The organism is Streptosporangium sp. NPDC006013 (assembly GCF_040614275.1).
Classification (GTDB): domain Bacteria; phylum Actinomycetota; class Actinomycetes; order Streptosporangiales; family Streptosporangiaceae; genus Streptosporangium.
In genome coordinates this window covers 1-25,674 of the sequence record NZ_JBEXUE010000099.1, presented here as the reverse complement: position 1 = coordinate 25,674, position 25,674 = coordinate 1, and the positions used below count along the sequence as shown (strand labels likewise).

General features: G+C 71.0%; 22 protein-coding genes. 11 read left to right on the top strand and 11 right to left on the bottom strand.

Going from position 1 to position 25,674, the window contains the following annotated elements:
• Window positions 1–258: 258 nt before the first annotated feature.
• Window positions 259–642, bottom strand: a complete 384-nt coding sequence (locus tag ABZ260_RS17600; RefSeq protein ID WP_355618303.1) for a hypothetical protein — start codon at window positions 640–642, stop codon at window positions 259–261.
• A 429-nt stretch (window positions 643–1,071) separates the two neighbouring features.
• Here ABZ260_RS17600 and ABZ260_RS17595 point away from each other — a divergent pair, with 429 nt between their 5' ends.
• The 6 genes from ABZ260_RS17595 to ABZ260_RS17570 all read left to right on the top strand — a co-directional run bounded on the left by ABZ260_RS17595 (window position 1,072) and on the right by ABZ260_RS17570 (window position 6,087).
• Entirely contained in the window at window positions 1,072–1,212 is a 141-nt protein-coding gene (locus ABZ260_RS17595) for a putative ATP-grasp target RiPP (RefSeq protein WP_355555083.1), read from the top strand.
• A gap of 63 nt (window positions 1,213–1,275) precedes the next feature.
• Window positions 1,276–1,422 (top strand): putative ATP-grasp target RiPP, encoded by a 147-nt coding sequence (locus tag ABZ260_RS17590; RefSeq protein ID WP_355618300.1) that lies wholly within the window; start codon window positions 1,276–1,278, stop codon window positions 1,420–1,422.
• Between the two features lie 135 nt (window positions 1,423–1,557).
• Window positions 1,558–2,568: an MvdC/MvdD family ATP grasp protein gene (locus tag ABZ260_RS17585; protein ID WP_355618297.1), complete on the top strand. Its 1,011-nt coding sequence runs from the start codon at window positions 1,558–1,560 to the stop codon at window positions 2,566–2,568.
• Window positions 2,565–3,551: a TIGR04500 family putative peptide maturation system protein gene (locus ABZ260_RS17580; RefSeq protein WP_355618294.1), complete on the top strand. Its 987-nt coding sequence runs from the start codon at window positions 2,565–2,567 to the stop codon at window positions 3,549–3,551. Before ABZ260_RS17585 ends, ABZ260_RS17580 begins: the two co-directional genes overlap by 4 nt.
• Window positions 3,536–3,952: a hypothetical protein gene (locus tag ABZ260_RS17575; protein WP_355618291.1), complete on the top strand. Its 417-nt coding sequence runs from the start codon at window positions 3,536–3,538 to the stop codon at window positions 3,950–3,952. The genes ABZ260_RS17580 and ABZ260_RS17575 overlap by 16 nt, the downstream gene beginning before the upstream one ends.
• Window positions 3,949–6,087 carry a peptidase domain-containing ABC transporter gene (locus tag ABZ260_RS17570; protein WP_355618288.1) on the top strand — a complete coding sequence of 713 codons (2,139 nt, stop codon included), beginning with the start codon at window positions 3,949–3,951 and terminating at the stop codon, window positions 6,085–6,087. Before ABZ260_RS17575 ends, ABZ260_RS17570 begins: the two co-directional genes overlap by 4 nt.
• 153 nt (window positions 6,088–6,240) lie before the next feature.
• Here the strand turns inward: ABZ260_RS17570 and gatB are convergent, their stop codons facing one another.
• The 8 genes from gatB to ABZ260_RS17530 form a co-directional block, all read right to left on the bottom strand.
• Window positions 6,241–7,746: an Asp-tRNA(Asn)/Glu-tRNA(Gln) amidotransferase subunit GatB gene (gatB, locus tag ABZ260_RS17565; protein WP_350914665.1), complete on the bottom strand. Its 1,506-nt coding sequence runs from the start codon at window positions 7,744–7,746 to the stop codon at window positions 6,241–6,243.
• A 172-nt stretch (window positions 7,747–7,918) separates the two neighbouring features.
• Window positions 7,919–8,485, bottom strand: coding sequence for a hypothetical protein (locus tag ABZ260_RS17560; RefSeq protein ID WP_355618284.1), 567 nt, complete (start codon window positions 8,483–8,485; stop codon window positions 7,919–7,921).
• Window positions 8,482–9,570, bottom strand: a complete 1,089-nt coding sequence (locus ABZ260_RS17555; protein ID WP_350914659.1) for an AAA family ATPase — start codon at window positions 9,568–9,570, stop codon at window positions 8,482–8,484. Before ABZ260_RS17555 ends, ABZ260_RS17560 begins: the two co-directional genes overlap by 4 nt.
• Window positions 9,571–9,624: 54 nt before the next feature.
• Window positions 9,625–11,115 carry an Asp-tRNA(Asn)/Glu-tRNA(Gln) amidotransferase subunit GatA gene (gene gatA, locus ABZ260_RS17550; protein ID WP_350914656.1) on the bottom strand — a complete coding sequence of 497 codons (1,491 nt, stop codon included), beginning with the start codon at window positions 11,113–11,115 and terminating at the stop codon, window positions 9,625–9,627.
• Window positions 11,112–11,411, bottom strand: coding sequence for an Asp-tRNA(Asn)/Glu-tRNA(Gln) amidotransferase subunit GatC (gatC, locus tag ABZ260_RS17545; RefSeq protein WP_030913706.1), 300 nt, complete (start codon window positions 11,409–11,411; stop codon window positions 11,112–11,114). Before gatC ends, gatA begins: the two co-directional genes overlap by 4 nt.
• A 764-nt stretch (window positions 11,412–12,175) precedes the next feature.
• A complete protein-coding gene (locus tag ABZ260_RS17540) occupies window positions 12,176–14,257 on the bottom strand; it encodes an EAL domain-containing protein (protein ID WP_355618279.1) in 2,082 nt (693 codons plus the stop codon).
• A gap of 127 nt (window positions 14,258–14,384) precedes the next feature.
• Window positions 14,385–16,565, bottom strand: a complete 2,181-nt coding sequence (gene ligA / locus ABZ260_RS17535; protein WP_355618276.1) for an NAD-dependent DNA ligase LigA — start codon at window positions 16,563–16,565, stop codon at window positions 14,385–14,387.
• A gap of 100 nt (window positions 16,566–16,665) precedes the next feature.
• Complete coding sequence (locus ABZ260_RS17530) at window positions 16,666–17,670, bottom strand: methionine synthase (protein ID WP_355618273.1); 1,005 nt, start codon at window positions 17,668–17,670, stop codon at window positions 16,666–16,668.
• 367 nt (window positions 17,671–18,037) lie between these two features.
• Here ABZ260_RS17530 and ABZ260_RS17525 point away from each other — a divergent pair, with 367 nt between their 5' ends.
• The 5 genes from ABZ260_RS17525 to ABZ260_RS17505 all read left to right on the top strand — a co-directional run bounded on the left by ABZ260_RS17525 (window position 18,038) and on the right by ABZ260_RS17505 (window position 24,387).
• Window positions 18,038–20,218 carry a serine/threonine protein kinase gene (locus tag ABZ260_RS17525; protein ID WP_355618270.1) on the top strand — a complete coding sequence of 727 codons (2,181 nt, stop codon included), beginning with the start codon at window positions 18,038–18,040 and terminating at the stop codon, window positions 20,216–20,218.
• Between the two features lie 42 nt (window positions 20,219–20,260).
• The gene (locus ABZ260_RS17520; protein ID WP_355618267.1) at window positions 20,261–20,434 is read left to right on the top strand and encodes a hypothetical protein; all 174 of its coding nucleotides are present in this window, start codon (window positions 20,261–20,263) and stop codon (window positions 20,432–20,434) included.
• A 38-nt stretch (window positions 20,435–20,472) separates the two neighbouring features.
• Window positions 20,473–21,639 carry a S8 family serine peptidase gene (locus ABZ260_RS17515; RefSeq protein ID WP_355618264.1) on the top strand — a complete coding sequence of 389 codons (1,167 nt, stop codon included), beginning with the start codon at window positions 20,473–20,475 and terminating at the stop codon, window positions 21,637–21,639.
• Between the two features lie 59 nt (window positions 21,640–21,698).
• On the top strand, window positions 21,699–23,144 hold the full coding sequence (gene eccB, locus ABZ260_RS17510; RefSeq protein ID WP_355618261.1) for a type VII secretion protein EccB: 1,446 nt from the start codon (window positions 21,699–21,701) through the stop codon (window positions 23,142–23,144).
• Between the two features lie 97 nt (window positions 23,145–23,241).
• Window positions 23,242–24,387 carry a hypothetical protein gene (locus tag ABZ260_RS17505; RefSeq protein ID WP_355618258.1) on the top strand — a complete coding sequence of 382 codons (1,146 nt, stop codon included), beginning with the start codon at window positions 23,242–23,244 and terminating at the stop codon, window positions 24,385–24,387.
• A 78-nt stretch (window positions 24,388–24,465) separates the two neighbouring features.
• Here the strand turns inward: ABZ260_RS17505 and ABZ260_RS17500 are convergent, their stop codons facing one another.
• A complete protein-coding gene (locus ABZ260_RS17500; protein ID WP_355618255.1) occupies window positions 24,466–24,903 on the bottom strand; it encodes a YbaB/EbfC family nucleoid-associated protein in 438 nt (145 codons plus the stop codon).
• Window positions 24,904–24,935: 32 nt separating this feature from the next.
• A partial coding sequence (locus ABZ260_RS17495; protein WP_355618252.1) for a hypothetical protein occupies window positions 24,936–25,674 on the bottom strand: 739 nt, incomplete at its 5' end.

The window sequence follows — 25,674 nt, the reverse complement described above, 5'->3', positions numbered from 1 at the left end:
CACGTCCTTGTTCGTTTCCGTGCTCATCGTGAGACTCCTATCTGGGCGCGTCGCCCGGGAAGGCGGGCGGGAGAAGGATGCCGTTGTTGGCGCTGCGGCGCTGGGGCCTTGCGCGACGCCGGGGGCTCACGCGATGTCGAAGCCTCGCGCGACGACGGGGTTTCGCACGGGAATTCACGCGGGGTTTCGTACGGGATCTCGCACGGGGTTTCACAACGGAAAACGGCCGCCCGGCCGTGGGGAGCCGGGCGGCCGGGCCTATCCCCGCAGGGTGTCGACGTCCGAGCCGTCGGTGCCCAGACCGTCCTCTCTGGCCAGGTAGCTGCACGAGACCCATCCCGTGGTGCCCGCCGCCAGTCCCGAGGCCGATCTTCCGCCCAGCCGGAAATTGCACCAGCCACTCGTCGAGTTCGGATTCAGCACCTGTCCGTAATCGCCGTAATAGAGATAGCCGATAACCGTCGACCCGCCGGCGCTGGTCCGCAGGCGCACCCCGTCGGCGACGACCACGGCGTCCACCGCCGGGAGCGCCGACAGGACGGAAAGCCTGTTCACAGGGGCTGCCTGAGCGGGAACCGCCGCGGCGGCCATTCCCGCCGCAGCCGTCAACGTCGCGGCGGCGAGTGCCAGGAACCTTCTCATTTTTCGCGCTCTCCGAATGTGAGGTCAGGTCATACCAGAGTGAATTGCGGGACTGCAGTGATCACTTTGCAAGCCATCAAGAATTTCGTCAATACCTGTTGAATTTCAGAAATATGAATTACCACATGAAAAATCCCCGCCGATCGCCGGGCGCTTTTCTGCGCGTTTCCCGGATCCAGGGGGACGGGGACCGCTTCGACGGGCCGGGCCGCGCGGGGGGCCGCCCGGTCCCACGGATCGTCCGGAGGCGGCCACGACGGGCAGGAACCTCCGATCCTGGACACAACCAGGGCACAAGTGACCCACAAGTGTTCATTCCTAGATTTCTCCGCACGACCGGGGCCGAGAACGAGCACCCGGTGACCGGCTCCCGATCACGGGACCGGAAGACCAGCGGGGGTCGCGACGACGCGGCCGAGAGGAGTGATCATGTCGAAGATCACGATCGACGACCTGCCCTTCGAGGGCGCCGAACTGGCCGAGGCCGAGCTGGGCGAGGTGTCCGGCGGCAGGCCGTGGTCCGTCAGCGCGTGGAAGAAGGGCCTGCCGTGCGAGTGGTGGCAGTACTAGTCCGAGCACACGACCGCTAGTCCGATACGACCGTGCCGCCTCACGCGGCCGAGAGGAGTGATCATGTCGAAGATCGCGATCGACGACCTGCCCTTCGAGGGCGCCGAGCTGACCGAGGCCGAGCTGGGCGGGGTCGACGGCGGCCGGGGCGGATGGGCGCTGACCTACGACGGGTCGGGGCCCTGCCGCCGCGAGTGGATCGACGGCTGATCAAGCCACTCCGCCGGTGCCGGGAGGCCGTCTCGCCGTAGGACGGGCCGCGCCCCCGGTCGGCGTACTGGATCGAACGCGGCGCGGCGGGATGGGAAACCTGTTCCGCCGCGCCTACGCAGATGGGGCCGGGCAGTGATTCTGATAGTCAGCAGCCGTGGGGACGGGGCCGCGGAAAGAGTGCTGGCCGCGCTCCGGCGGCGCGGCGCCCGGCTGGTCGGTGACGATACCGGTGACGGCACCGGCCCGCCGGTGCTGTGGTGGGACACCGGCGACTTCCCGGGGCGCAGCCGGATCACCGCGTCGTTCACCGGCGGGGAGCGGCGGCTGATGCTGGACACCGGCGCGGAGACGGTCGACCTGTCCCGAGTCACCGCGGTGTGGCGCAGCCGGCCGGGCAGACCCTCGGCTGCCGGCACCGTGACCGAACCGAGCCACCGTGCGCACGTCGACGAGCAGGCGGAGTTCATGCTGGACGGGGTGTGGAGCCTGCTGACCGCGCGCTGGCTCCCCGGCCGCCGAGCGGACGAGCGCCGCGCGCACAACAAGATCTTCCACATGGCGCGGGCGATCGAGCTGGGCTTCTCCGTACCCGACACGGTCTACACCAACGACCCCGCGGAGCTGGCGGACGCGTACGAGGCGGCGGAGGGGCGGCTGATCGCCAAGCAGATCACCGCCGAGCCGTTCCAGGTCGACGGCGCCGAGCACCGCGCGTACACGACCGTGGTCACCCGCCGCCACCTGACCTCCCGGCACCGGATCCAGCACGAGCCGGTCATCCTGCAGCCCTACGTCCCCAAGGCGGTCGAGCTGCGGGTGATCGTCGTGGGAACGCGGGTGTTCGCGGCCGAGATCGACGCGTCGGGCTCCCGTGCGGCCAGGGACGACTGGCGGCACTACGACAACGACCGGGTCAGGTACGGCGTACACGAGATGCCCGCCGAGGTGGCGTCGCGCTGCGCCCGGCTGGTCGCCGACGTCGGGCTGACCTACGCGGCACTGGACTTCATCGTCACCCCCGACGGCGAGTACGTCCTCCTGGAGCTGAACTCCAACGGCGCGTGGGGGTTCGTCGAGCTGTGGACCGGGCTGCCCGTCAGCGACGCGATCGCGGGCTGGCTCATGGACGGAGGAACACCGTGACCGATTTCGCCAAGACCCTGGAGTCAGGGGTCTCCCTGCTGCGCGCGCTCCCCCGCCGCAGCGTAGGTGTCGCCGAGGCCCGGCGCACGGCCGGCGAGTGGGCGGCGCGGCACCCGGAGATCCGGGCGCGGCTCGTCGTCGACCGGCGCCCCGGGACCCCGGTGGTCGACTACGACCTGCTCCTCGACCATCCCGATGGCGGCACGGTCGCGTTGACCGCCCCGCCGGAGGACGGGGTGCCCTGGCTGATCGACCACTCGACGCACTGGGCGGCCGGGCACCTGGTCAGCGTCAACGACGTGGACGTGACGGTCCCCCAGGCGCTGACCATGCTGCGCTCGCTCTCCCGGCGGGACGCGTCGCCGTACCAGGAGATCGTCGACCAGTGCCTGCTCGTCGAGGCCGTCGACGAGACCGAACCGCTCAGCGCCGCCGACCTCCAGGCCACGGCCGACGAGTTCCGCAGGGGCCGGGGACTGCACGACCGCGAGTCGACCCTGGCCTGGATGGCCGAGGCCGGCATGTCGGGCGAGCAGTTCGAGGCGTACATCACCGGGATCGCCCGCCGCCGCCGGTTCCGCCGGGGCAAGGAGGTGGAACTGGCCCGGGCCCACCTGGCCGCGAGCCCCGGCGACTTCGCCCGGGTCAGGGCCGTGTGGGTCACCGGCGAGGAGAAGGTGACCGCCGGCACCGTGTCCGACCTCCTGACCGGTCTGGCCTCGCTCGGGGACACCGGGGAGGCCACGGTGACCTTCGCGACCCGCTGGGAGGCGGATCTGCCCGCGCCCCTGCGCGGTACGCCGCCCGGCGGGATCGTCGGCCCGGTGGAGCTGCCGGACGGCGGCTTCCTGACCGGCGCCGTCCTGCACAGGAGCCCGGCCACCGACGACCGGGAGACACTGGCCGCCGCCGGGCGCGCCGCGTTCGCCGGCTGGCTGGTGGAGCGCCGCGCCGCGGCCACGGTCGAATGGCACTGGTCGTGATCGACCCGGACCGCACCCAGGCCGTCCCCGCACCCGGCCGGCACCGGGCCGGCCATTGGGAGGACACCGAGGGGTACCGTCCCCGGGCGCCGTACTCACCTCCGGCCCCTCCGCAGCGCCCCCCGGCGGCGGCCCCGCCGACGCCCCCGCCCGGCCACCGGCCGCATTCCCCGTCAGCGCCTCCGGGAGGGCAGCCGGCGGGGTCCCCTCCCGGAGGCGGCCCGCCGGGACGGCCCATCTACCGGGCGGAGGCACTGCGCCGGCATGCCGAGACCCGCTCCGTCGCCCGGATGCCGCTGGTGATCAGCGGCCCGTCGTTCCTGCTGCTGTGGATCCTGGTGGCCGCCGTCCTGGCGGCCGGCGCCACGCTGATCGCGCTCGCGCTGGGAGCCGGCGGATGAGGAGTCGCGTACCGGTCCTGCTGCAGAACACCGTCACCGAGTGCGGCGCCGCGTGCCTGGCCATGGTGCTCTGCCACCACGGCCAGCGCACCACCCTGCACCAGGTGGCCGAACGGCTCCAGGTCGGCAGGGACGGCCTGAGCGCCAAGGCCATCGTGGACGGCGCCCGCGAGCACGGCCTGAAGGCGCGCGCCTTCTCGCTCGCGCCCGAGGACCTGGCGCGCGTTCCGCTCCCCGCGGTCGCGCACTGGGAGTTCAACCACTTCGTGGTGGTCGAGCGCTGGTCGCCCGACCGGGTGGACATCGTCGACCCGGGGCGGGGCCGCCGCAGGCTGACCGCGGAGGAGTTCAGCGCCGGGTTCACCGGCGTGCTGCTGGTCTTCGAACCCGGCGAGGGGTTCCACCGCGGCACGTCCTCGATGGCGAGCGCCTGGCGGCGCGAGTTCGTCCGGACCCTGTTCCGGCGCCGGCGCGGCCTGCTCGCCCAGGTCGTCGCGGCCTCGCTGCTGCTGCAACTGCTGGGGCTGGCCCTGCCCTTCTTCTCCCAGCTGCTGATCGACAGGATCATCCCGTCCCAGGGCGCGGACCTGCTGCCCCTGCTGGGCGGGGCCGTGCTGCTGGCCGGGCTGGCCCAGTTCGTGATCGGCTACCTGCGGGCGGCGCTGCTGGTGGCGGTACGGGCCCGCGCCGACCAGGAGCTCACCGAGGGGGTGATCGGCCACCTGGTGACGCTGCCGTACCGCTACTTCGCGCAGCGCGGCAAGGGCGACCTGCTGACCCGGGCCGCCAGCGTCTCCACGCTGCGCGACATCCTCACCGGCCAGATCGTGGCGGCGCTGCTGGACGGTCCGCTCGCCGTCGGCTACCTCGTGCTCGTGTACGTGTGGGACCCCGTCTTCGGGCTGGCGCTGACCGGCGTGGTCGCCTTCCAGGGGCTGCTGGTGCTGGCCACCACCCGCCGGATCAACCTGCTCACCCAGCAGGAGCTGACCGCCTTCTCCGCGTCGCAGAGCAGCCTCATCCAGGCCATCGCCGGCATCGAGACGCTGAAGGCGTCCGGGGCCGAGAAGCGGGCGGTGGAGCAGTGGTCGGCCCACTTCGCCCAGCAGCTCAACGCCGACGTGCGCAACGGCCTCACCCAGGGCCTGGTGGAGGCCGCGCTGTCCGCGAGCCGGGTGATCGCCCCGCTCGGGCTGCTCTGGCTCGGCGCGTGGCGGGTCCTCGACGGGCAGCTGACCGTGGGCGCGCTGATCGCGCTCAACGCCATCGCGCTCGGCGCCCTGACCCCGCTCGGCTCGCTGATGACCGGCCTGCAGAGCCTGCAGCAGGTGGGCGCGCACTTCGACCGCCTGTCCGACATCCTGGCCTCCGAGCCCGAGCCCAGCGAGGGCATCGAGGTGCTGCGGCTGCGCGGTGCGGTGGAGCTGCGCGGCGTGGGCTTCCGGCACGACCCCCGCGGCCCGTGGGTGGTGCGGGACGTCTCGGTCTCCATCCGGCCGGGGCAGAAGGTAGCGCTGGTGGGCGCCTCGGGCTCGGGCAAGAGCACGCTGGCCAGGCTGCTCCTGACGCTGCACACCCCGGTGGAGGGCGAGATCCTCTACGACGGCGTCCCGGCCTCCGAGCTCAACCTGCGCACCCTGCGCCGCCAGTTCGGCGTGGTCGGCCAGGCCACCTCCCTGTTCAACGGCTCGATCCGGGAGAACATCGCGCTGAACCTTCCCGACGCACCCCTGGAACGAGTGGTCGCCGCGGCCGAGGTGGCGGCGCTGCACGAGGAGATCATGGCGATGCCGATGGGGTACGAGACGGTGCTGACCGACGGCGGCGGTCTCTCCGGCGGCCAGCTCCAGCGGCTCTCCCTGGCCCGCGCCATCCTGCCCCGGCCGAAGATCCTGCTGCTCGACGAGGCCACCAGCAACCTGGACAGCACCACCGAGGCGACCATCGAGTCCAACCTGTTCTGGCTCACCCAGACCCGGATCGTCATCGCCCACCGGCTGAGCACCATCCGGGACGCCGACCTGATCCTGGTGGTCGACTCCGGCCGCATCGTGGAACGCGGCACCCACGACGAGCTGATGGCCACCGGCGGCAAGTACGCACAACTCGTCGCCGCCCAGGCCGCCCCCGCCTGACCTCGCCTTGCGGGTCCGCCCGGTGGCCGGTACGAAACCCGGACGGCACCGAGCACGGCGGTCACGACGGTGCCCCCGTCGGAGAGGCGGGGGCACCGTTCACAGCGTCCTGCCGGACCAGCTGAAAAGCGCGCCCGGGATCCTGCGCGCGGCCTACCCGGAGACGCCGAGGCGCTCCAGGATGAGTTCCCTGGCCCGGCCCGCGTCGGCCTTGCCCCGGCTGGCCTTCATGACGCCGCCGACCAGGGCGCCGACGGCGGCGACCTTGCCGTTGCGGACCTTGTCCGCCGCGTCGGCGTTGCCGGCCAGGACCTGGTCGATGATCTCCATCAGCTCGCCCTCGTCGTTGACGATCTGCAGGCCGCGGGCGGCCACCACCTCGTCTGGGGAGCCCTCGCCGTTCAGCACGCCCTCCAGCACCTGGCGGGCCAGCTTGTCGTTCAGCGCTCCCCCGGCGACCATCGCGCACACCCTGGCGATCTGGTCCGGGGTGATCCGCAGCGCGCCCAGCGAGAGCCCCGCCTCGTTGGCGCGGCGGGCCAGCTCGCCCATCCACCACTTGCGGGCGTCCGCGGGCGGGGCCCCGGCGGCGACCGTCGCCTCGACCAGGCCGATGGCGTCGGCGTTGTGCATGGACGTCATGTCCAGGTCCGACACGCCCCACTCCTGCTGGAGCCGCTTGCGCCGCACGCCCGGCAGCTCCGGCAGGGCCGCCTTGAGCTCGGCGACCCACGCGGGGTCGGGGGCGATCGGCACCAGGTCGGGCTCGGGGAAGTAGCGGTAGTCCTGCGCCTCCTCCTTGGACCGCCCCGAGGTGGTGGTGCCGGTGTTCTCGTGGAAGTGGCGGGTCTCCTGGATGATCCGGCCGCCGTCGGCCAGGATCGCGGCCTGGCGCTCGATCTCACCCCGTACGGAGCGCTCGACGCTGCGCAGCGAGTTGACGTTCTTGGTCTCGGTACGGGTGCCCCACTCCGAGGAGCCACGCGGCATGAGCGAGACGTTGACGTCGAAGCGCATGGAGCCCTCCTCCATGCGTACGTCCGAGACGCCGAGACCGCGCACCAGCTCGCGCAGCTCGGTGCCGTAGGCGCGGGCGACCTCGGGAGCGAGCCTGTCGGTCCCCGGGATCGGCTTGGTGACGATCTCCACCAGCGGGATGCCGGCCCGGTTGTAGTCGACGATCGAGTAGTCGGCCCCGTGGATGCGGCCGGTCGCGCCGCCCACATGGGTGGACTTGCCGGTGTCCTCCTCCAGGTGGACGCGCTCGATCTCGATCCGCACCGTCCTGCCGTCGACCTCGACGTCGAGGTAGCCGTCGAAGCAGAGCGGCTCGTCGTACTGGCTGATCTGGTAGTTCTTCGGCATGTCCGGATAGAAGTAGTTCTTCCGGGCGAACCGACACCACTCGGCGATGGAGCAGTTGAGCGCCAGGCCGATACGGATCGTCGACTCGATCGCGGCGGCGTTGGTCGTGGGCAGCGAACCGGGCAGCGCCAGGCAGACCGGGCAGACGTGCGTGTTCGGCGGGGCGCCGAACGTGGTCGGGCAGCCGCAGAACATCTTCGACGCCGTGCCCAGCTCGACATGCGTCTCCAGGCCCAGCACCGGCTCGAAGCGCTCCAGCGCCTCGTCGTACGGCATCAGTGTCTCAGCGCTCACTGTCGTTCACCACTCCTCCCTCGCTACGCGGAGCGCTCGTCCCTCGCGCGCCACTACGCTCACTGCGTCGGATTCTCTCAGCGCTCATTGTCGTTCACCGCTCCTCCCTCGCTACGCGGAGCGCTCGTCCCTCGCGCGCCACTACGCTCACTGCGTCGGATTCTCTCCGCACTCACAGGTAACCAAGTCCCTTCAAAGCGTTCCTCGTCTCGGCCACCCAGTTCGCGTAGGCGGGCACCTGGGCCAGGACGGCGAGATCGATGTTGCGTCCTATGTATTCGAAGTAGTCGCGGACCGGCTTGCCACGCCGGGGGACGGTTGCGGCCAGCACCCCCGCGGGATCGGCGATCCTCTCGACGTCGCGGGGCCGCGTGGGCAGCCCGCCGAGGTCACTGCCCGCCAGCCCCGCCCACACCGCGCGGTCGGCGAGCAGCCAGGCCTCGGTGTCGCCAAGTCCGATCACCGGCACCAGGTAGTGCGAGTGATAGCGGACGCCGTCGCTACGGCGCCGCTCCCGCGCGTCGTCGTGGGTGAAGAGCAGGTGGCAGTCGGCCGCGAGCTCCTCCAGCGCGGTGACCATGTGCTCCCGGTCGTGCGAGACGACCTCGGTCTCCTTGACGTCCACCGCGTACGGTGACATCCAGGTGAGCTCGCGCAGCTGCCTGGCGATCACGATGCTGAGGAAGCCCTCGTCGGTCTCCCCCTCCGCGATGAGTCCGGGAACCAGCGGGCGGCTCATGCGGCCGCGCCCAGGTACTTGCGGACCTGCCGGGGTGAGACGAACGTGCCCGGCTCACCGTCCGGCTGGATCGGCTTGGCCACGGTCACCCGCGACACCCGGTCGTTGTCGGGGTCGACGCGGACCGCGGTGTCGAGGAACGTCAGCGCGTCCGGCTCGGTCCGGTAGACCTCCGCGACGACGATCGGGGACTGGCTGGTGAGGATCACCTGCCGCGGCGGCTCGGCACCCCCCGGCCCGGAGGTCCTCTGGCGCACCCGCCGCAGCAGCTCGCCGAGGCGCCCCGGATGGACGCCGCTCTCGATCTCCTCCACCAGCAGCGTGCCCGGGTGGTCGGGGTCGTGCAGGGCGGTCAGCAGGCCGAGGACCCGCAGGGTGCCGTCGGAGAGCAGCGTGGCCGGCACCGCTCCCTGGCCGTCGACGAGCAGGTCGAAGGAGCATTCCCTCCGGTCGGTGCGCGGCACCAGCCCGGTGACGTCGGGGAGCACCCCCGCGAGGTCGACCACGAGGTCGGCCAGCGCCTCCGTACCGGCCATCCGCCCGAGCACCGCGGCCAGGTTCGCGCCGTCGGCCGCGAGCGGTCCCCGGTTGGCCGAGGGGCAGCGGCGGCGCATCGCCGCCGGGGACGGCGAATAGCGGCGCCACGAGGAGACCGTACGGCGGGGCGTGCCCTCCGGATCCGGGTCCTCGACCAGGAGATCCAGCAGCTCGTGCGGGATCCGCTGGGCCACGTGGCTGACGACGGCCCCGCTGGATCTGGGGATCTTCAGCACCATCTCCGCACCCACGTCGAACCTGACCGGCACCACGGAGCCGGGCTCCGGGGTGACCAGCGCCTCCACCGAGACGACGAACCCGCCCACGGCGGAACCGTGGGCGACCCGGTGGAACTGCTCGCCCGGCAGCCCGCGGGTCGCGCCCAGCAGCCCGCCCGGCCCCTCGATCTCGGCCGCCACGAACCCCACGGCGTCGAAGAGGTTCGACTTGCCGCTCGCGTTGGGTCCGACCAGCGCGAGGAAGGGCGGCACATCGAGATCGAAGCTCAAGAAGGACTTGAACCCGTCGATCTCGATCCGAGTGATCATGCCGCCGTTCTCCCTGTCACCTGTCGCCCCCTCGCCCCGAAATCCAGAAAACCCTTATAGCTCCGGGGCTCTGGACAGCAGGCTGCCGCCCCACCGCGCCTGGAGGGCCTTCTCGACCGCGGCACCGACCCGGTAGCAGCGGTCGTCGCCGAGCACCGGAGCCATGATCTGCAGACCGACCGGCAGGCCGTCCTCGTCCGCCAGGCCGCACGGCACGGAGATGGCCGCGTTGCCCGCCAGGTTGGTCGGGATGGTGCACAGGTCGGCCAGGTACATCGCCATGGGGTCGTCGGCGCGCTCGCCGATCGGGAACGCCGTGGTGGGCGTCGTCGGCGAGATGAGCACGTCCACCTGCTGGAAGGCGGCCTCGAAGTCGCGCGCGATGAGCGTGCGGACCTTCTGCGCCTGGCCGTAGTAGGCGTCGTAGTAACCGCTGGACAGCGCGTACGTGCCGAGGATGATGCGGCGCTTGACCTCGGGGCCGAAGCCCTGGGCCCTGGTCAGGGCCATGACCTCCTCGGCGCTGCGCGTGCCGTCGTCGCCGACGCGCAGGCCGTACCTCATGGCGTCGAAGCGGGCCAGGTTGGAGGAGCACTCCGAGGGGGCGATGAGGTAGTACGCCGGGAGGGCGGTGGTGAACGAGGGGCAGGAGACCTCGAAGACCTTCGCGCCCAGCGACTCCAGCAGTTCCACTGTCTCGTGGAAGCGCGCGAGCACACCCGCCTGGTAGCCGTCGCCACCGAACTCCTTGACCACGCCGATGCGCAGCCCGGCCACGTCGCCGTTGCGCGCCGCCGCCACGACCGAGGGCACCGGGGCGTCGACGGAGGTCGCGTCCATCACGTCGTGGCCGGAGAACGCCTCGTGCAGCAGCGCGGCGTCCAGCACGTTGCGGGCGAAGGGGCCCGGCGTGTCGAGCGAGCTGGCGAAGGCGATCAGGCCGTAGCGGGACGAGCCGCCGTAGGTCGGCTTCATGCCCACGATGCCGGTGACCGCGGCGGGCTGGCGGATCGAGCCGCCGGTGTCGGTGCCGGTGGACAGCGGGGCCTCGTAGGCGGCGACCGCGGCGGACGAGCCGCCGGAGGAGCCGCCGGGGATGCGGGACAGGTCCCACGGGTTGCGGGTGGGGCCGTAGGCGGAGTTCTCGGTGGAGGAGCCCATCGCGAACTCATCCAGGTTGGTCTTGCCGAGGATCACCAGGCCGGCCTCGCGCAGCCGGCGGGTCACGGTGGCGTCGTACGGCGGGCGATAGCCCTCAAGGATCTTGGATCCAGCCGTGGTCGGCATGTCGACGGTGGTGAAGACGTCCTTGTGCGCGATCGGCACGCCGGCCAGCGGGCCGAGCTCCTCGCCGGCGGCCCGGCGGGCGTCGACGGCCCGCGCCTGCTCCAGGGTCGTCTCGGCGTTGACGTGGAGGAAGGCGTTGACCTGCGGCTCGACGGCGGCGATCCGGTCGAGATGGGCCTGGGCGACCTCGACGGCGGAGACCTCTCCGGCGGCGATCAGCGCGCCCAGATCCGCGGCGGTCTTGTGGATGAGGCTCATGCTTCCTCCCCAAGGATGCGCGGCACGCGGAAGCGGTCGTCCTCGACTGCCGGGGCGCCTGACAGCGCCTGTTCCGGCGTCAGTCCTGGCCGCACCTCGTCGGGGCGGTAGACGTTGGTGAGCGGCAACGCGTGCGAGGACGGCGGGATGTCGTCGGCCGCCACCTCGGCGACGCGGGCAACCGCACCGATGATCACATCGAGCTGGGCGGCGAAGTGGTCGAGCTCCTCGTCGGCCAGCGCCAGCCGGGACAGCCGGGCGAGGTGAGCGACCTCGTCGCGGGTTATGGCGGACATGAGTCGTTGAACCCGTTTCGTGGAATGGCAATTGGACACTGTCATCCTATGGCTCGCGACCTGAGGGTCCCGACTCATTAACACCGTCGCAACCAACCGAAGATCTCTTACTCGAAGCGGTCAGACCGCCCCCGGCCCGCCAGGCCGGAGAAATCGGCTCCCGGCCTGTCCGGTGCGCACCGATCCGGGAGGCCCTGAGCCGGTTGCCGTCGCCCGCCGAGATCGCCGTACATCGGCCGCGCCGTGCCCCTGCCCTCGGGAGATTACGAAACGTTTTACTGCCGGGAGGCCCGATGATCCACGTCGCCGCCATGGGCATCGGGTCGCGGAGGCGCGCCGCGGGCCCGGCTTGAAACGTTCCCGCCCGGCCGGTCAGGAGCACCGGTGCAGCGGCGTCCCAGCTCGCACCCCGAATCACGTTCCACCTCGCGTTCGGTCCCGGGCGCCCCGCGATCGCGGCCCCGTCCCATTGGAGAATCGCCGCCAAAGCAGGATCTTGCACACCTATGCCAAGAACGTTTTAATGCCCGACAAACGGATGTGACACAACGTGACACGGAACCGGTGCCGGCCATGGCGGCCGGGCTCTGGCCGGCCGGATGTGATACCCGCGCCGTACCCGACGGCGACCGCCATCGCCCAGGACCTGGACGGAAAACTCGCGGGACAGAACGGCCGGGTCCCGCCTCGCCGGATTGTCACCGGCCACCGCGGCATGTGCGAGGCACCGACCGTCCGGCCGCGGCAGGCGGAAGATCCGGGAGCTAGGCCCGCTGGGGGTTGAGGATTTCGGTGGGGCGCAGGAAGCCGAAGTCGTGCGGGGCGAGCCCTCGATGCTTGCGTAACCATACTGTCGCGTCCGCGGCTGACATGGGCTTGGCGAACAGCCAGCCCTGGCCCAGATCGCACCCCATGTCCGCCAGGCGCTCGGCCACCTCGGCCGACTCGACGCCCTCGGCGACCGAACGCAGGCCGAGGGAGCGGACCAGGTCGACGATCGAGCGGACGATCCGCTCGTCGTCCTTGGACTCGCCGATCCGGCGGACGAACGAGGAGTCGATCTTGACCTCGGCCACCGGCAGACGCTGCAGGCGGACCAGCGAGGAGTAGCCGGTGCCGAAGTCGTCGAGCGCGAGCGGCACACCCAGCGAGGCCAGGGCGCGGACCGCGTCGGCGGTGTACGCCTGGTCGGTCATCAGGATGCGCTCGGTGACCTCCAGCTGGATCGCCTTGGGCGGCAGCCGGTATCGCGCCAGGCCCGCTCCCAGCTGGTCGGAGAGCGCCGAATCGAGAAGGTCGCGGGCCGAGACGTTGACGGAGATCTGCTCGTGCAGGCCGGTGTGCCACCAGTGGGCGGCCTGCTCCAGGGCCGCGTCGATGACGTATCCGGTGAGGTGGCGCATCAGATACGACTGTTCGGCCATCGGCACGAACTCTCCCGGGGAGATCATCCCCCGCTCCGGGTGGCGCCATCGCAGCAGCGCCTCCACGCCCCGCACCTGCCCTCCCGACAGGTCGAGCTTGGGCTGGTAGTGCAGCCGCAGCTCGGAGCGGTCGATGGCCCTGCGCAGGTCACCGAGGAGGGTGAGCCGCTCGGGACTGTTGCGGTCCTTGTCGGCGGCGTAGATCTCGACCCCGGTCCTGCTCTCCTTCGCCAGGTACATCGCCACGTCGGAGCGTTGCAGGAGCATCTCGAAGTCCGGTGCGTGGTCGGGGTAGATGGCGATGCCGAACGAGGCGTCCAGGTCGAAGCTCATGCCCTCCAGCCGTACCGGCTCGGTGATCGCCACCCGCAGGCGCGCCGCCACCTCCCTGGCCGCCGCGGCGTCCCTGACCGAGGGCAGCAGGACGGCGAACTCGTCGCCGCCGAGCCGGGCCACCACGTCACCAGGACGGACGCTGTGGGTGAGCCGGTGCGCGACCATCTGCAGGAGCCGGTCGCCGACCGGGTGCCCGAGGGTGTCGTTGATCTCCTTGAACCGGTCGAGGTCGAGCAGGAACAGGCCGACCCGCTCGCCCTCCCGCGCCTCGGCGAGCGCCTCCTCCGTGCTGAGCACGAGCATCTTGCGGTTGGGCAGGCCGGTCAGGCCGTCGTGCATCGCCTGGTGGTCGCGGCGAACCGACATGCTGGCCGTGAAGTAGACGGCCAGCATGGGCGCCAGGAAGAGCGGCACCAGGGCCGGCGAGTGGTTCATCACCACCACGACGAGCGGGGCCAGACCGAGCAGCCCGGCGTAGACGAGGCTCTGGTGACCGATCGTGGTCTTGACCACCCGGTGGATCGACCTGCGCTCGTGCAGCGCCACCGCGCCGGAGACCAGCGCGGCCCGGACCACGAAGTAGGCCAGCCCGGCCAGCCCGATCGCCAGCAGGTCGGCGCCGTCGGGCACCCCGGTGCCCACCGTGACGGGCTGGTCGCCGAAGAGGCCGAGCACCACCCCGGCGGCCGTGCAGGCCAGTGTCACCTGGGCGATGTTGAACATGACCCGGTGGCACGCCTTACGGGTGACCGCCCCGTTGACGACCATGGCGACCGCCTGCAGCAGCACCGCGATCGGCAGGCCGTAGTGGAGCAGCGCGGCGAAGGTGAACATGGTCGACGGGTAGGTGCCGCCCACGGTCAGCGACGACGACAGGACCACCGGCCGCAACTCGCCCAGCACGACAAGGACCGTGAGCATCCAGAACAGCGGGCTTCGGGCGAGTTCCACGATCTCGGCCGTGTCCATGCTCAGCTGGGACACGACCAGGACGACGAACCCGACCGAGATGACGGCGGCGAGATAGGCCCAGAGGGGCGATCCCAGACGCGGTCCGGTATCGCGAGTGTCGGTTGGGTCGGCCATGAGTAACAAAACCCCCATTAGTTCACTATGGGAGAGTACGACCTATGGGCCACTTCGCGAAACCGATTGCGCACGGTCCGTCACTGAAAATTCACGCGTTCTTGCGCACGGCGGCGGGGCGGTCCGGTCACTCCTCGGGCCGCACCGTCACCTCCGCCGCCGCCTCGGGCCCCTCGGTCAGCAGGACTCGCAAACCGGCCTCGTCGAGGATCGGCACGCCGAGCTTCACGGCCTTGTCGAACTTGGAACCCGCGTTCTCTCCGACCACCACGAAGGAGGTCTTCTTCGACACCGACGCCGCGACCTTGCCACCTCGGGCGGCCAGGGCCTCACCGGCCTCGTCGCGGGTGAAGTCGGCGAGCGTGCCGGTCACCACGAAGGTCAGCCCGGCCAGGGTCTGCGGGAGCTGCTCGGCCGGCGGGTCGTCGACCATCCGGACCCCGGCGTCCGCCCAGCGCTTGATGATCTCCCGGTGCCAGTCGACCTCGAACCAGTCGCGGATCGCCGCGGCCACCCGCGGGCCGACGCCCTCGACCGCGGCGAGCTCCTCCTCGGAGGCCTTCGCGATCGCGTGGATGGAACCGAACTCCGCGGCGATCGCCTGGGCGGTCGGGGGGCCGACATGCCGGATGGAGAGCGCGACGAGCACCCGCCAGACCGGCTGGCTCTTGGCCTTCTCCAGCTGCTCCAGCATCTTCTCGGCGTTCTTGCTCGGCTCGCCGCTCTGGTTGGCGAAGAAGGTGACGATCTTCTGCTCGCCGCCCTCCGGATCGGTCTTGGGCAGCCCGGTGTCGGGATCGCGGACCACAGACCTGATCGGCAGCAGCTGCTCGATCGTCAGATCGAACAGGTCTGCCTCGGTGCGGACCGGCGGCTCCTGCGGCGGCAGCGGCTGGGTCAGCGCGGTGGCCGCCACGTAGCCCAGCCCCTCGATGTCGAAGGCCCTGCGGCCGGCCGCGAAGAAGATGCGCTCGCGGAGCTGGGCGGGACACGCCCTGGTGTTGGGGCAGCGCAGGTCGGCGTCGCCCTCGTTCTCGTACGCCAGCTCGGTGTCGCACTCCGGGCAGCGCTCCGGCATCACGAACGCCCGCTCGGTGCCGCCGCGCAGGTCGACGACCGGACCGACGATCTCGGGGATGACGTCGCCCGCCTTGCGCAGCACCACGGTGTCGCCGATCAGCACCCCCTTGCGCGCGACCTCGGAGGCGTTGTGCAGCGTGGCCCGCTCGACGGTGGAGCCGGCCACCACGATCGGCTCCATGACCCCGTACGGCGTGACCCTGCCGGTGCGGCCCACCGCGACCTGGATGTCGAGGAGCCTGGTGTTGACCTCCTCGGGAGGATACTTGTAGGCGATCGCCCAGCGGGGGGCCCGGCTGGTGGAGCCCAGGTTGTGCTGGAGCTCGATGCGGTTGACCTTGACCACGACGCCGTCGATCTCGTAGGCCGGGTCGTGACGGTGCTCGTTGTAGAAGTCGATGAAGGCGTTGATGCCCTCAAGGTCGTCGACGACCCGGTAGAGGTCGCTGACCGGCAGGCCGAACGCCGCGAGCCGGTCGTAGATCTCCGACTGGGTGCGGGGCGGGGCGGTCCCCTCCCACTTGCCGATCCCGTGGACGATCATGTGCAGCGGCCGCTGCGCGGTGACGCGCGGATCCTTCTGCCGCAGGGAACCCGCCGCGGAGTTGCGCGGGTTGGCGAACGGCGCCTTGCCCGTCTCGACCAGCTGCTCGTTGAGCTTCCTGAACTCCTCGACCGGGATGTAGACCTCGCCCCTGACCTCCACCAGGTCGGGCACGTCGTCGCCGGTCAGGCGGTGCGGCACGTTGGCGATCGTGCGGACGTTGGCCGTCACGTCGTCACCGACGCGGCCGTCGCCCCTGGTGGCCCCCCTGGTCAGGCGGCCCTTCTCGTAGACCAGTGCGATCGCCAGACCGTCGATCTTCAGCTCGCACAGGTAGGGCGCGGGGTCGCGCTCGGCCAGCCGCTCGGCCCTCGCCCGCCAGGCGGCGAGATCCTCGGCGTTGAAAGCGTTGTCGAGGCTCTCCATCCGCTGCAGGTGCTCGACCGGATTGAAATCGCTGGAGATCGGCGCGCCGATCTTCTGGGTGGGGGAGTCGGGCGTGCGGAGGGTCGGGCTCTCCTCCTCCAGCTCGCGCAGCTCGCGCATCCACCCGTCGTACTGGGCGTCGCTCACGGTGGGCGAGTCGAGCACGTGGTAGCGCCAGTTGGCCTCCTCGACCAGCTCGGTCAGCTCCGCGTGCCGCTCCAACGCCCGCACCGGCACGCCCTCGACCTCAGCGCCCATCGCCGCTTCTCCCCTCGTCGTCGGCCAAGCCAAACGTATCCTCGAGCACCGACAGTCCGCGTCCTTCCTTACCCTCAGTTGAAGCCCCCGGCGGCCGGGATCACTCGCCGGGGTCGTCCTGCAGCACCCGGGCGGCCTTGCGGCAGGTGGCCAGGGCCGCCCTGGCGTAGGCGGGCGAGGCTCCGGCCAGGCCGCAGGCCGGGGTGAGCACCACCTGCGAGGCCAGCGTCGCGGCGGGGAAGCCGAGACGGCGCCAGAGCTCGACGGCCGGTCCGGCGACCACTCCGACGTCGGGGAGCCTCGTGTCCGTCCCCGGCACGACACCGAGGAAGAGAGCCGTCCCCGCCTCGACGGTCTCGCCGATCGCGTCCTCGTCGCGCCTGTTCAGCAGGTGGGCGTCGAGCGAGACGCCCGCCGCGCCCGCCGCGCGCAGCACGCGGAAGGGCACGGCGGGGGCGCAGCAGTGCACGACGGCGAACGTCCCCGCGGGGAACACCGCGCCGAGCCGGTCCGCGGCGACCTGACGGTCGACCGCGGCCAGCCGCCCGAAGCCCGAGGCGGTCGGCACCGTGCCCGCGAGGACGCCCGGCAGCCCCGGCTCGTCGATCTGCACCACGATCTGCGAGGCTCCCGGCACCCTGCGGCGCACGTCGGCGACGTGCGCGGCGAGCCCCTCGGCCAGGGACTCCACCAGATCGCGCACCGCCCCCGGGTCGGCGAGCGTCTTGTCGCCGTGCCTGAGCTCGACCGCTCCGGCCAGCGTCCACGGCCCGCACACCTGAATCTTGAAGGGCCCCTCGTACCCCTGGGCCGCCTCCTCCAGGGCGTCGAGGTCGCGGATGAGATGGTCGCGGGCGCGTTTGAGGTCACGGCCCGGCCGGTCGGCGAACCGCCAGCCCGACGGCTGTACCTCCACGGGCATCTCCAGCAGGAGCGACGCGGTGCGCCCGATCATGTCGGCGCCGACGCCCCGGGCGGGCAGCTCCGGCAGGTACGGCAGCGCGGGCGACTCGCCGAGGACCACCCTGACCGCCTCGGCGTGGTCCTCCCCCGGATGCGACCCGATGCCGGTGGCGGTCGCCTCACCCCATGGGTACTGGCTCAAGACTGCTCCTGGTTTCGCGTTGGGACGTGGGCGACGCTCACCGGCGTCCGCCCGGCTCACCCACCCTGGCCAGCTTAGGACCGCCGGATCCCGTCCCCGCCCTGAGTGACCTCTCCTCGTACGGCCTCACCGGCCGGTTCCCGGCGCCGGGGCGGTGTGTCAGGCGGATGAGGTTGACCGCCCTTGTCACCGGCAGCAATCTCGCCATTACTCCGATGCGCAAATGAAACCAGTCATCCCACCCCCGACAGGCAAAAGAGCATGAAGAACGGATGAAAACGGTGATCCGGGTGGGTCAGATTTGATTTGATGGTGCCTAATAAAGCGATAAATACACATATAGAGACTTGAGCCGATAGGAACCTCCGTGGGCGATTTGCACCCTTTGCTGCAAGAAGATCCGAAGCGCATCGGCGTCCATCTCCTGGTCGGCCGGCTCGTCGAAGACCCCACGCAGGCCGTCTACCTGGGTCATCTACTGGACGAGGACACCCTCCGGGTGATCCGCGTGCTGGAGGCGTGTCCGGGCACCGACCCACCGACCCGCGAACGAATCACCAACGAGCTGCACGCCGCCAGGCGCGTGTCCGGCGCACACGCCGCCCGGCTCCTTGAGGTCGGCTGGTTCGACGACTCCCCCTATGTGGTCCGCGAGCACCTGGGAGGCCGTTCACTGCGCGAGACGGTGACCACCGACGGACCGCTCAGCGGGGACGCCCTGGAACGGCTCGCCGTCAGCATGCTCACCGCGCTCACGGCCATCCACCTGTCCGGTCTCGTCCACGGCGGTCTCAGCCCGGACACCGTGCTCCTCGGCCCCGACGGGCCCCGCGTCTGCGACATCGGCCTCGGCGACACCGGCTCCGAACCGGGATACCGCGCCCCCGAGTACATCCACCCGGCGTTCGGATCCGGCGGCGACATCGCCCGGATCACGGAGACCGGCACCGGTCAGGCACCGGTCCCTGCCACCGTGGCCGGAAGGCCCGCGGACCTCTTCGCCTGGGCCGCGACGGTCGTCTACGCGGCGACCGGTCAGCCGCCTCTCCTTGAGCGGCCCGAGACGGCGTCAGAGGGCCCGGCGAACCTGACCGGCATCCCGTCCGGGCTCCGTTCCCTCATCGCCGTCTGCCTGGACAGCCGCCCGGAGGCTCGGCCCGACACCGGCGCGGCCATGCTGCGGCTGCTCGGTGAGCAGCCCGTGGAAACGCTCCTGCCGGCTTCCCCGCTGCCCGCCGAGGGCGGCGGGAACCTCCCCGGCGCGAACACCGGCCTGCGGGACGGGACCCTGTACCCGGCCTCGGTGCAGCCGCCGGCGACGCCGCTCTGGAACGCACCGCCGCTGCCGGGAAGCCCGCCTCCGATGAGCGGGACTGTGATCACCGAACCCGCCAGGGAGCAGCGGAAGACCGCCGGTTTCCCCCTCATGCTGGTGACCGGTGTCGGTGTGGTCGCCCTGATGTCCGGCCTCGGAATCTGGGCCGCCGGAAACTACGCCTCCCTCGGCAACGCCGGACAGGTGGCCGCCGCGAACGAAAGGGCCCCGCTGGCGCTGGCGAGCCAGTGGCAGGGGCAGGGGGGCGGAGATCCGGGCCGAGGGAGTGCGGGTCCGGGCGGGACAGGCGGAGACCCGGGCCAGAGCAATGTGGATCCGGGCCAGGGCACCACGGACGACCCGGCCAACCGGGTGACCGTGCCCTGGGGCACGACACCGGAGCCGCGGGTGGGAGACGTCGGGCCGTTGCAGCTGCCCACCGACGCCCCCACACCCCCGGTACTGGATCCGCTCACCCCATCGCCGACCGCGGTGCCGACGATTCCGGCCGCCCCCTTGCCGACCGCCGTGCCGGCTCCCCCGCCCCAGGCCACGGAGAAGGCCAAGGAGACGGAGAAGGCCAGGGCGACGCCGACCGCCAGGGCCGGGGAAAAGCAGAAGCCGACTCCTCGAACCACAGAACCTCAGCAGACGTCGCAGCCGAAGCCGAGCCCGACCCGGGAGACTCCCGAGCCACCGCCCCCGACGCGGTCCGAGCCGAGCCCGACACGGGAGGCCCCCGAGCCACCGGCCCCGACACAGGCCAAGCCGCCGTCGTCGAAGCCGACCACCAATCCTCCGGCCGTGGCCCCGGAATCACCGCCCACCACCAAACCACCCGCGGCCAAACCGACCACCGCCAAACCGACCACGACCGCTCCGAAACCGCCCGCGGCGGCGCCGCCGCGTTCCAACCCCTACAGCCCGCAGCAGGTCTGCGGATCGGGTTACTACGTGCAGCGGTCCGCCCAGTTCGGCGGCGGGACGACCTACCAGCTCTACAACACCTCCACCGGCACCAACTGCGCGGTCACGATGAAGACCGCCGACGTCGGAAAGGCGACGCAGGTCTGGGCCACCCTGGAGGTACAGGGGGGCGGTTCCAAAACCGACCGGGGCAACTTCGAGTACTACGCGGGCCCGGTCTTCCTTCCGGCCAAGGGCAAGTGCGTGCGCATCTCCGGCGGCGGCCCCGGCGGCAGCACCAGCACGGGCTGGGCCAACTGCGGATGACCTCCGAGGCGAACGCGGGTAACGCGGTGGGAGGAGAGAAGCATGACGCCGCTCTCCCCCGCTGCCGACCCTGCCGCCGACCGCGCGGCCGGCCGCGCCGCCGACCGGATGCTCGCCGGGCTCCAGGAGCAGGTGAACCGGGCGGGAGAGATCGGGCGACACGCACCCGTGGCCATGGGACGGTGTGGAGCCGCTGCCCGGCCCTTCGAGAGATGAAGAGTGCTGTCTGACGTCCACCTGTTTCGGGGGTTTCAATGATTGGTGGGAAGTTTGTCGCGGGAGTGCTCGCGCTGACCGTCACCGCTCCCGTCCCCGCCTCGGCGGCGGGAGGGGCGGTGGGAGGCGCGGCCGACTGCTCCCCGCCCCGCGGGACGAAGAGCATCAGGGAGTCGTGGGCCCAGCGGCGCTTCAACCTGCCGGAGGTGTGGAAGCTGACCAAGGGCGCGGGGGTGACGGTCGCGATCGTCGACAGCGGCGTGGACGTCACACACCCGCAGCTGACGAAGATGGGAAAGTCGCTGATCGACCTCACCGGCACGGGCGGGGGCGACTGCATCGGGCACGGCACGGAGGTCGCGGGCATCATCGGGGCGAGTGAGATCAAGGGAGTGCCGTTCGCCGGCATCGCGCCGGAGGCCAAGCTGATATCCGTCAAGCACACGAACAAGGACATCGGCGAGGCGGGGTCGCTGGCCCACGCGATACTGCGGGCCGTCCGGCTCGGCGCCGACGTGATCAACGTGTCGGCCAAGGCGTACGACCAGCCCGATCTGAGGAAGGTGGTGAACTACGCCCTGGCCCAGGACGTGGTGATAGTGGCCGCCGCGGGCAACGTCACCAAGGATGACGGCACCTCCCCGCCCGCCTACCCGGCCGCCTATCCCGGAGTCATCTCCGTCGGCTCGGCCAACCCGGACGGCACCAGGGCCTCCTCCTCCAGCACCACCACCCCGGTCTCCGTGCTCGCCCCCGGCGTCGACCTCACCTCCACCTCGCCGGGCAGGGCCTACAGCGAGGGCCTGGAGGGCACCAGCTTCGCCGCGCCGTACGTCGCGGGAGTCGTGGCGCTGGTGCGCGCCCGTCACCCCGGGCTGGACCACCTGGCCGTGCATCGGCGCATCAAGCTGACCGCCGGTGGCGGCTCCGGGGTCGGGACCGGCGAGGGAGTGATCAATCCGCTGCTGGCCGTCTCGGCGATCCTGCCGTCGGAGTCGGTGGCGATCGCTCCGGACGAGGCCGCTCCGCTGCCGGCTGACGCGATCCCACGGGTCCCCGCAGAGGACTCCCATGGGATCGCGGTCGCCGCCTGGGTCGCCCTGTTCTCCCTCTCGCTGGCGCTCCTGGCCGTCCTGGCCAGGGTGGTGACCCCGCTGGGCCACCGCCGGGGATGGCGGCCGGCCCGGATCGAAAGTGGCGGGTGAGAGCGCGATGAGTTTCCTCATCCATCGTTCCCCGGTGAAGGCGGCGAGGTGGGGGTGGCATGCAGACCCGTCGTGACCTCTACCAGGCGCACAAGCTGATGGTCCAGCGCCTGAACATGGCCCTGCTCCAGGGCGAGCCGGACCTGCCCGAATCGCCGATGCGCAGGCTCAACGTGGCGATGTTCTGCGGTGTGCTGGCCGCGGTGCTGGTGACGGTCGGCTTCGGCATAGTCGGGCTGCTCTTCCCCGGTGGCGCGACCGCGCTCACCGAGCCCGGGACCGTGATCGTGGAGGAGGAGTCGGGCGCGGTCTTCGTCTACAGCGCGCCGCGGAAGGAGATGCTCCCGGTCGCCAACATCACCTCCGCCCGGCTGTTGCTACGCGAGCGGGAGGTGACCGTGCGCACCGTCACCTCGGCCTCCCTCGCGGACTTCCAGCGCGGCACGATGGTGGGCATCCCCGGCGCCCCCCAGTCGCTGCCCGCCCCCGGCAAACTGGTCCGTACCCCCTGGTCGGCCTGCGTGGTGGAGGGCGTGGACACCCGCGGCGAGCGCCGGCTGTACACCTCACTGGTCGGCGGCATGAACGTCGGAGGCCGCCCGATCGGGACGGACAGCGCCATGGTCGTCGAGGAGGGGAACGACACCTGGCTGCTCTGGTCGAACCAGCGGATGCTCGTACCGGTCGGCAGCGTGCGGGCGCTGCCGGAGGGCGGGCGCCGCCAGGTCCCCGCGGCCTGGCTCAACGCGCTGCCCGTCGGGGCCGACTTCCGCGGCCCGAAGATTCCCGGCCTCGGCCGCGCGGCCCGCGGGCCCGACGGGAAGCAGTCCGCGGTGGGCCGGGTGTACCGGGTGCCCGCGCTGGCCGGCGGCTCCGAGAAGTGGTACGTCCTGCTCTCCGACGGACTGGCGAGCCTCACCCCCGTCCAGGTCAGCCTGCTGTTGCAGAACCCCGCCAGTAAGAAGGCGTACGGCGACCGGCAAGTGCGGCCGATCGAGACGGACGCCGCCAGCGCGAACGGAATGAAGGTGTCTGCCACCAGCCTGGACTCCGCCGGCCTTCCCACGGTCATGCCGAAGGTCATCACTCCGAATCCGACGGACCCGCTCTGCGCCGTCTACTCCGACGCGGAGCGCGGCTCGACCCGGGCCACGCTGACGATCGAGAGCACCGTACGGATCCCCACGCCGCCCGCAGGCCGGTTCAACCAGGACGCGGCCGACCAGGTGGTGCTCCCGCCCGGCACCGGCGCCCTGGTGGGAGTGCTGCCGGGAAACGACAGGCTGGACTCGGTCCAGTCGCTCTACCTGATCGGAGACCAGGGGCGACGGCACGCCATCCAGTCCCCGGAGGCGCTGGGCAGCCTCGGCTATGCGCTGGAGGACGTCGCCCCACTCCCCGCGCAGCTCAAGCTCCTGATCCCCGAGGGCCCGGTGCTCGACCCCGCGGCCGCGCGGGCACCGGTGCGCGTGGAGCAGCCGCCGACGGCCCGCCTTCAGCAGTAGGACATCCATCGCGCCAATTTTCCCTTTTGTCGACAGATGAGCGGGAAATAATGATCTATTAGGAGCGCAGGTAGATGCGGGAACGCAAGGAGCAGGTATGGCAGATCCGATAGAAGATCTCTTCCGGACGCTCTCCAACGCGATCGCGTCGCTGGGCAGCGACGCGGATCAGCGGCAGCTGACCAAGATGGCCGAGGCCTGCCGCCAGCTCGACCGGGATCTCCAGGGCGTGAACGAGATGCTTCAGCCCACGGCGTACAGACCCCCGGCCGACTGGTCCGGCGCGGCGTCGTCGGCTTTCCAGGATGTGAACAGGAAACAGCTCAGCCCCGAGGAGCGCAGGGCGCTCAGCGAGAACCTCAAAGTCGTCGCCGAGGTGCTCGACGCGGCGGCGGAGGCCAGCCACGAGACCAAGCGCGCGCTGGAAGAACTCATCAAGTCCATCGGGATGTCCATCGCGGCCAGCGTCGCCATCTCCCTCACCGCCGGAGCCCTGGGCGCCTACGTGGCGTGGGCCGCCCGCGCGAACATCGCCGCCAAGGGCGCGGTCGCCACCGGGAGCATCATGATGAGGCTGACCGCGCTGCTGAAGAACCTCGGAACCACCCTGAGGAGCCTGGGGATCGCCGGGGGCAGGAGCAGGGTCGCGAAGGCCTGGACGCTCAACGGGTCCGAGTCGTACACCTTCGGCAAGACCAGCCTGACGGCCCTCTCGAACTACTGGAAGGTGTTCGGCATGTCCTGGGCCGGCGGCTACGCCACGGCGGGCTTCGGCCGGATGCTCAACGGCCAGTCCTTCGTACAGCCTTTCAGCCTCGGATACGCGCAGCTCACCAATGCCGCGGGGATCGCGTCCGCGCTGCCCTTCGGCAGCACGTGGTGGTCCAAGGCGCACGCGGCCCACCCCGCGCGCATGAACTTCGCCGCCGGTGTCACGGCCGGGGCGCTCCCGTCCCCGGTGAACGACATGCTCCAGGGTGGGAAGTCCGCCGGGGAGATGGCGAAGAACTTCGCGACGTTCGGGCTCGTGTCCGGAGGGTTCAACGCCGGGATGGGAGGAGCCCTGGGCAAGACCGGCATCACCGATCCGAAGCTGGTCATGGGCATCGGTTCCTTCTTCGGCCTGATCCCGGGTACGGCTCTCCGCGGCGCCCCCGAGCCCTTCGGGGTGCCTCTCGCCCCGGCTCCGGAACCGCTGCAGATACCGGAGAACCCGTTGCAGTCGAGGCCGACGAAGCCCTGACCTCGGTCACGCCGTACAGGTCACGCCGTACGGAAGGTCTCGCCCGCGGGAACCTTCCGTACGGCCGGCGCCGTCGGCTCAGTAGGGCTCGCGCCCCACGTCCCTGACCCTGGCCTCCCGCTCGTCCATGGAGCGGCCGAAGGCGTCGGAGATCTCCTTGAACGGGTCGGTGAGCTCCTCCGTGGACAGCCCGGAGGGGCCGAGAACGTCACGCAGCACCTGCTCCCGCTTGTAGTCGCCGTCTTGCTGCGCCCGCCGTACGGCGAGCGTCACCTCCTCGGCCAGGTCCTGGCTGCCCATCTCCATCACCCGGGGATCGAGCCGCACCTCCAGCAGGAGCCCGGCCGCGCCGGTGCGCGCGCGGACCCTGCCGTTCGCGCTCTCGCCCTCGCCGGTGACCTCGTCGAGCTCACGTCGCGCGACCTCCGCACGGTATCTCACCTGCTCGGCGTCCTCGACCAGGCGGTCCAGATCCTCGAAGCGGAAACCGCCGGGAGAGGAGTTGAAGGGAAACACATGTCCTCCTTGTGATCATCGGCCGGTCGAGGTCAGAACATGCCCAGGACGCCGCCGCTGGGCTGCTTGGCGCCCCCCAGATCCAACGAGGGGGTGAGGCTGCCGGACTGGTAGTCGAATCCCAAGCCCGCGTAGTCGGGCGTCTTGTCGGTCACGGCCTCCAGGCCGGGGAGCAACTGTGCCTGGGTCGCGCTGTACATGTTCACGATGCCGAAAACCGCGGTGGCGGCGAGAATCACCTTCATCTTCGTCCTGACCAGCGCCACAAGGCCCTGGCCGATGCTTCTGAGTGCCTGGTGTATCGCGATCTGCGCGCTCACCCTCATCGCGGGAACGAACGTGGTGGCCAGGGCCACGGCCGCCAGATAGGCCATGATCTGCGCGGACCAGAACACCACCTGGGCACCGACGTGGAAGATGAGCGCGGCCTGCTCGACGGTGTCACCGGCACTGACCCGGTGGTTCTCGAGCTTGGCCGTCTCCTCAAGGAAGGCGGCCGAGGAGGAATCGAACAACTCGCGTGCCTCGCCCTTCCATCCTCCGGCCTCGGCCAGCGCCCTCAGGCCGGTTATCGTGGCCTTCAGGTCGTTGAGATCCACGGCCTCGCCCCCCAGCTTCGAGTCACGCCACTGCTCGGCGAGCCTCTGCATGCCGCCGGGATCGGAAATCATGGTGCCGATCATCACGGCGATGCTCTTCGCGATGGGGGACATGAGCACGACCTGAAGGCCACGATAACCGGCCTGAGGGCGCTGGCCGAGGCCGGAGGAT

Excerpts from the sequence above, each read along its gene's own strand:
- ABZ260_RS17575 (WP_355618291.1), top strand. The coding sequence starts at position 3,536 with ATGGCACTGGTCGTGATCGACCCGGACCGCACCCAGGCCGTCCCCGCA.
- ligA (WP_355618276.1), bottom strand. The coding sequence starts at position 16,565 with ATGGGCGCTGAGGTCGAGGGCGTGCCGGTGCGGGCGTTGGAGCGGCAC.
- ABZ260_RS17515 (WP_355618264.1), top strand. The coding sequence starts at position 20,473 with ATGATTGGTGGGAAGTTTGTCGCGGGAGTGCTCGCGCTGACCGTCACC.
- ABZ260_RS17520 (WP_355618267.1), top strand. The coding sequence starts at position 20,261 with ATGACGCCGCTCTCCCCCGCTGCCGACCCTGCCGCCGACCGCGCGGCC.
- eccB (WP_355618261.1), top strand. The coding sequence starts at position 21,699 with ATGCAGACCCGTCGTGACCTCTACCAGGCGCACAAGCTGATGGTCCAG.
- ABZ260_RS17570 (WP_355618288.1), top strand. The coding sequence starts at position 3,949 with ATGAGGAGTCGCGTACCGGTCCTGCTGCAGAACACCGTCACCGAGTGC.
- ABZ260_RS17560 (WP_355618284.1), bottom strand. The coding sequence starts at position 8,485 with ATGAGCCGCCCGCTGGTTCCCGGACTCATCGCGGAGGGGGAGACCGAC.
- gatC (WP_030913706.1), bottom strand. The coding sequence starts at position 11,411 with ATGTCCGCCATAACCCGCGACGAGGTCGCTCACCTCGCCCGGCTGTCC.
- ABZ260_RS17595 (WP_355555083.1), top strand. The coding sequence starts at position 1,072 with ATGTCGAAGATCACGATCGACGACCTGCCCTTCGAGGGCGCCGAACTG.
- ABZ260_RS17590 (WP_355618300.1), top strand. The coding sequence starts at position 1,276 with ATGTCGAAGATCGCGATCGACGACCTGCCCTTCGAGGGCGCCGAGCTG.
- ABZ260_RS17540 (WP_355618279.1), bottom strand. The coding sequence starts at position 14,257 with ATGGCCGACCCAACCGACACTCGCGATACCGGACCGCGTCTGGGATCG.
- gatA (WP_350914656.1), bottom strand. The coding sequence starts at position 11,115 with ATGAGCCTCATCCACAAGACCGCCGCGGATCTGGGCGCGCTGATCGCC.
- ABZ260_RS17505 (WP_355618258.1), top strand. The coding sequence starts at position 23,242 with ATGGCAGATCCGATAGAAGATCTCTTCCGGACGCTCTCCAACGCGATC.
- ABZ260_RS17555 (WP_350914659.1), bottom strand. The coding sequence starts at position 9,570 with ATGATCACTCGGATCGAGATCGACGGGTTCAAGTCCTTCTTGAGCTTC.
- ABZ260_RS17600 (WP_355618303.1), bottom strand. The coding sequence starts at position 642 with ATGAGAAGGTTCCTGGCACTCGCCGCCGCGACGTTGACGGCTGCGGCG.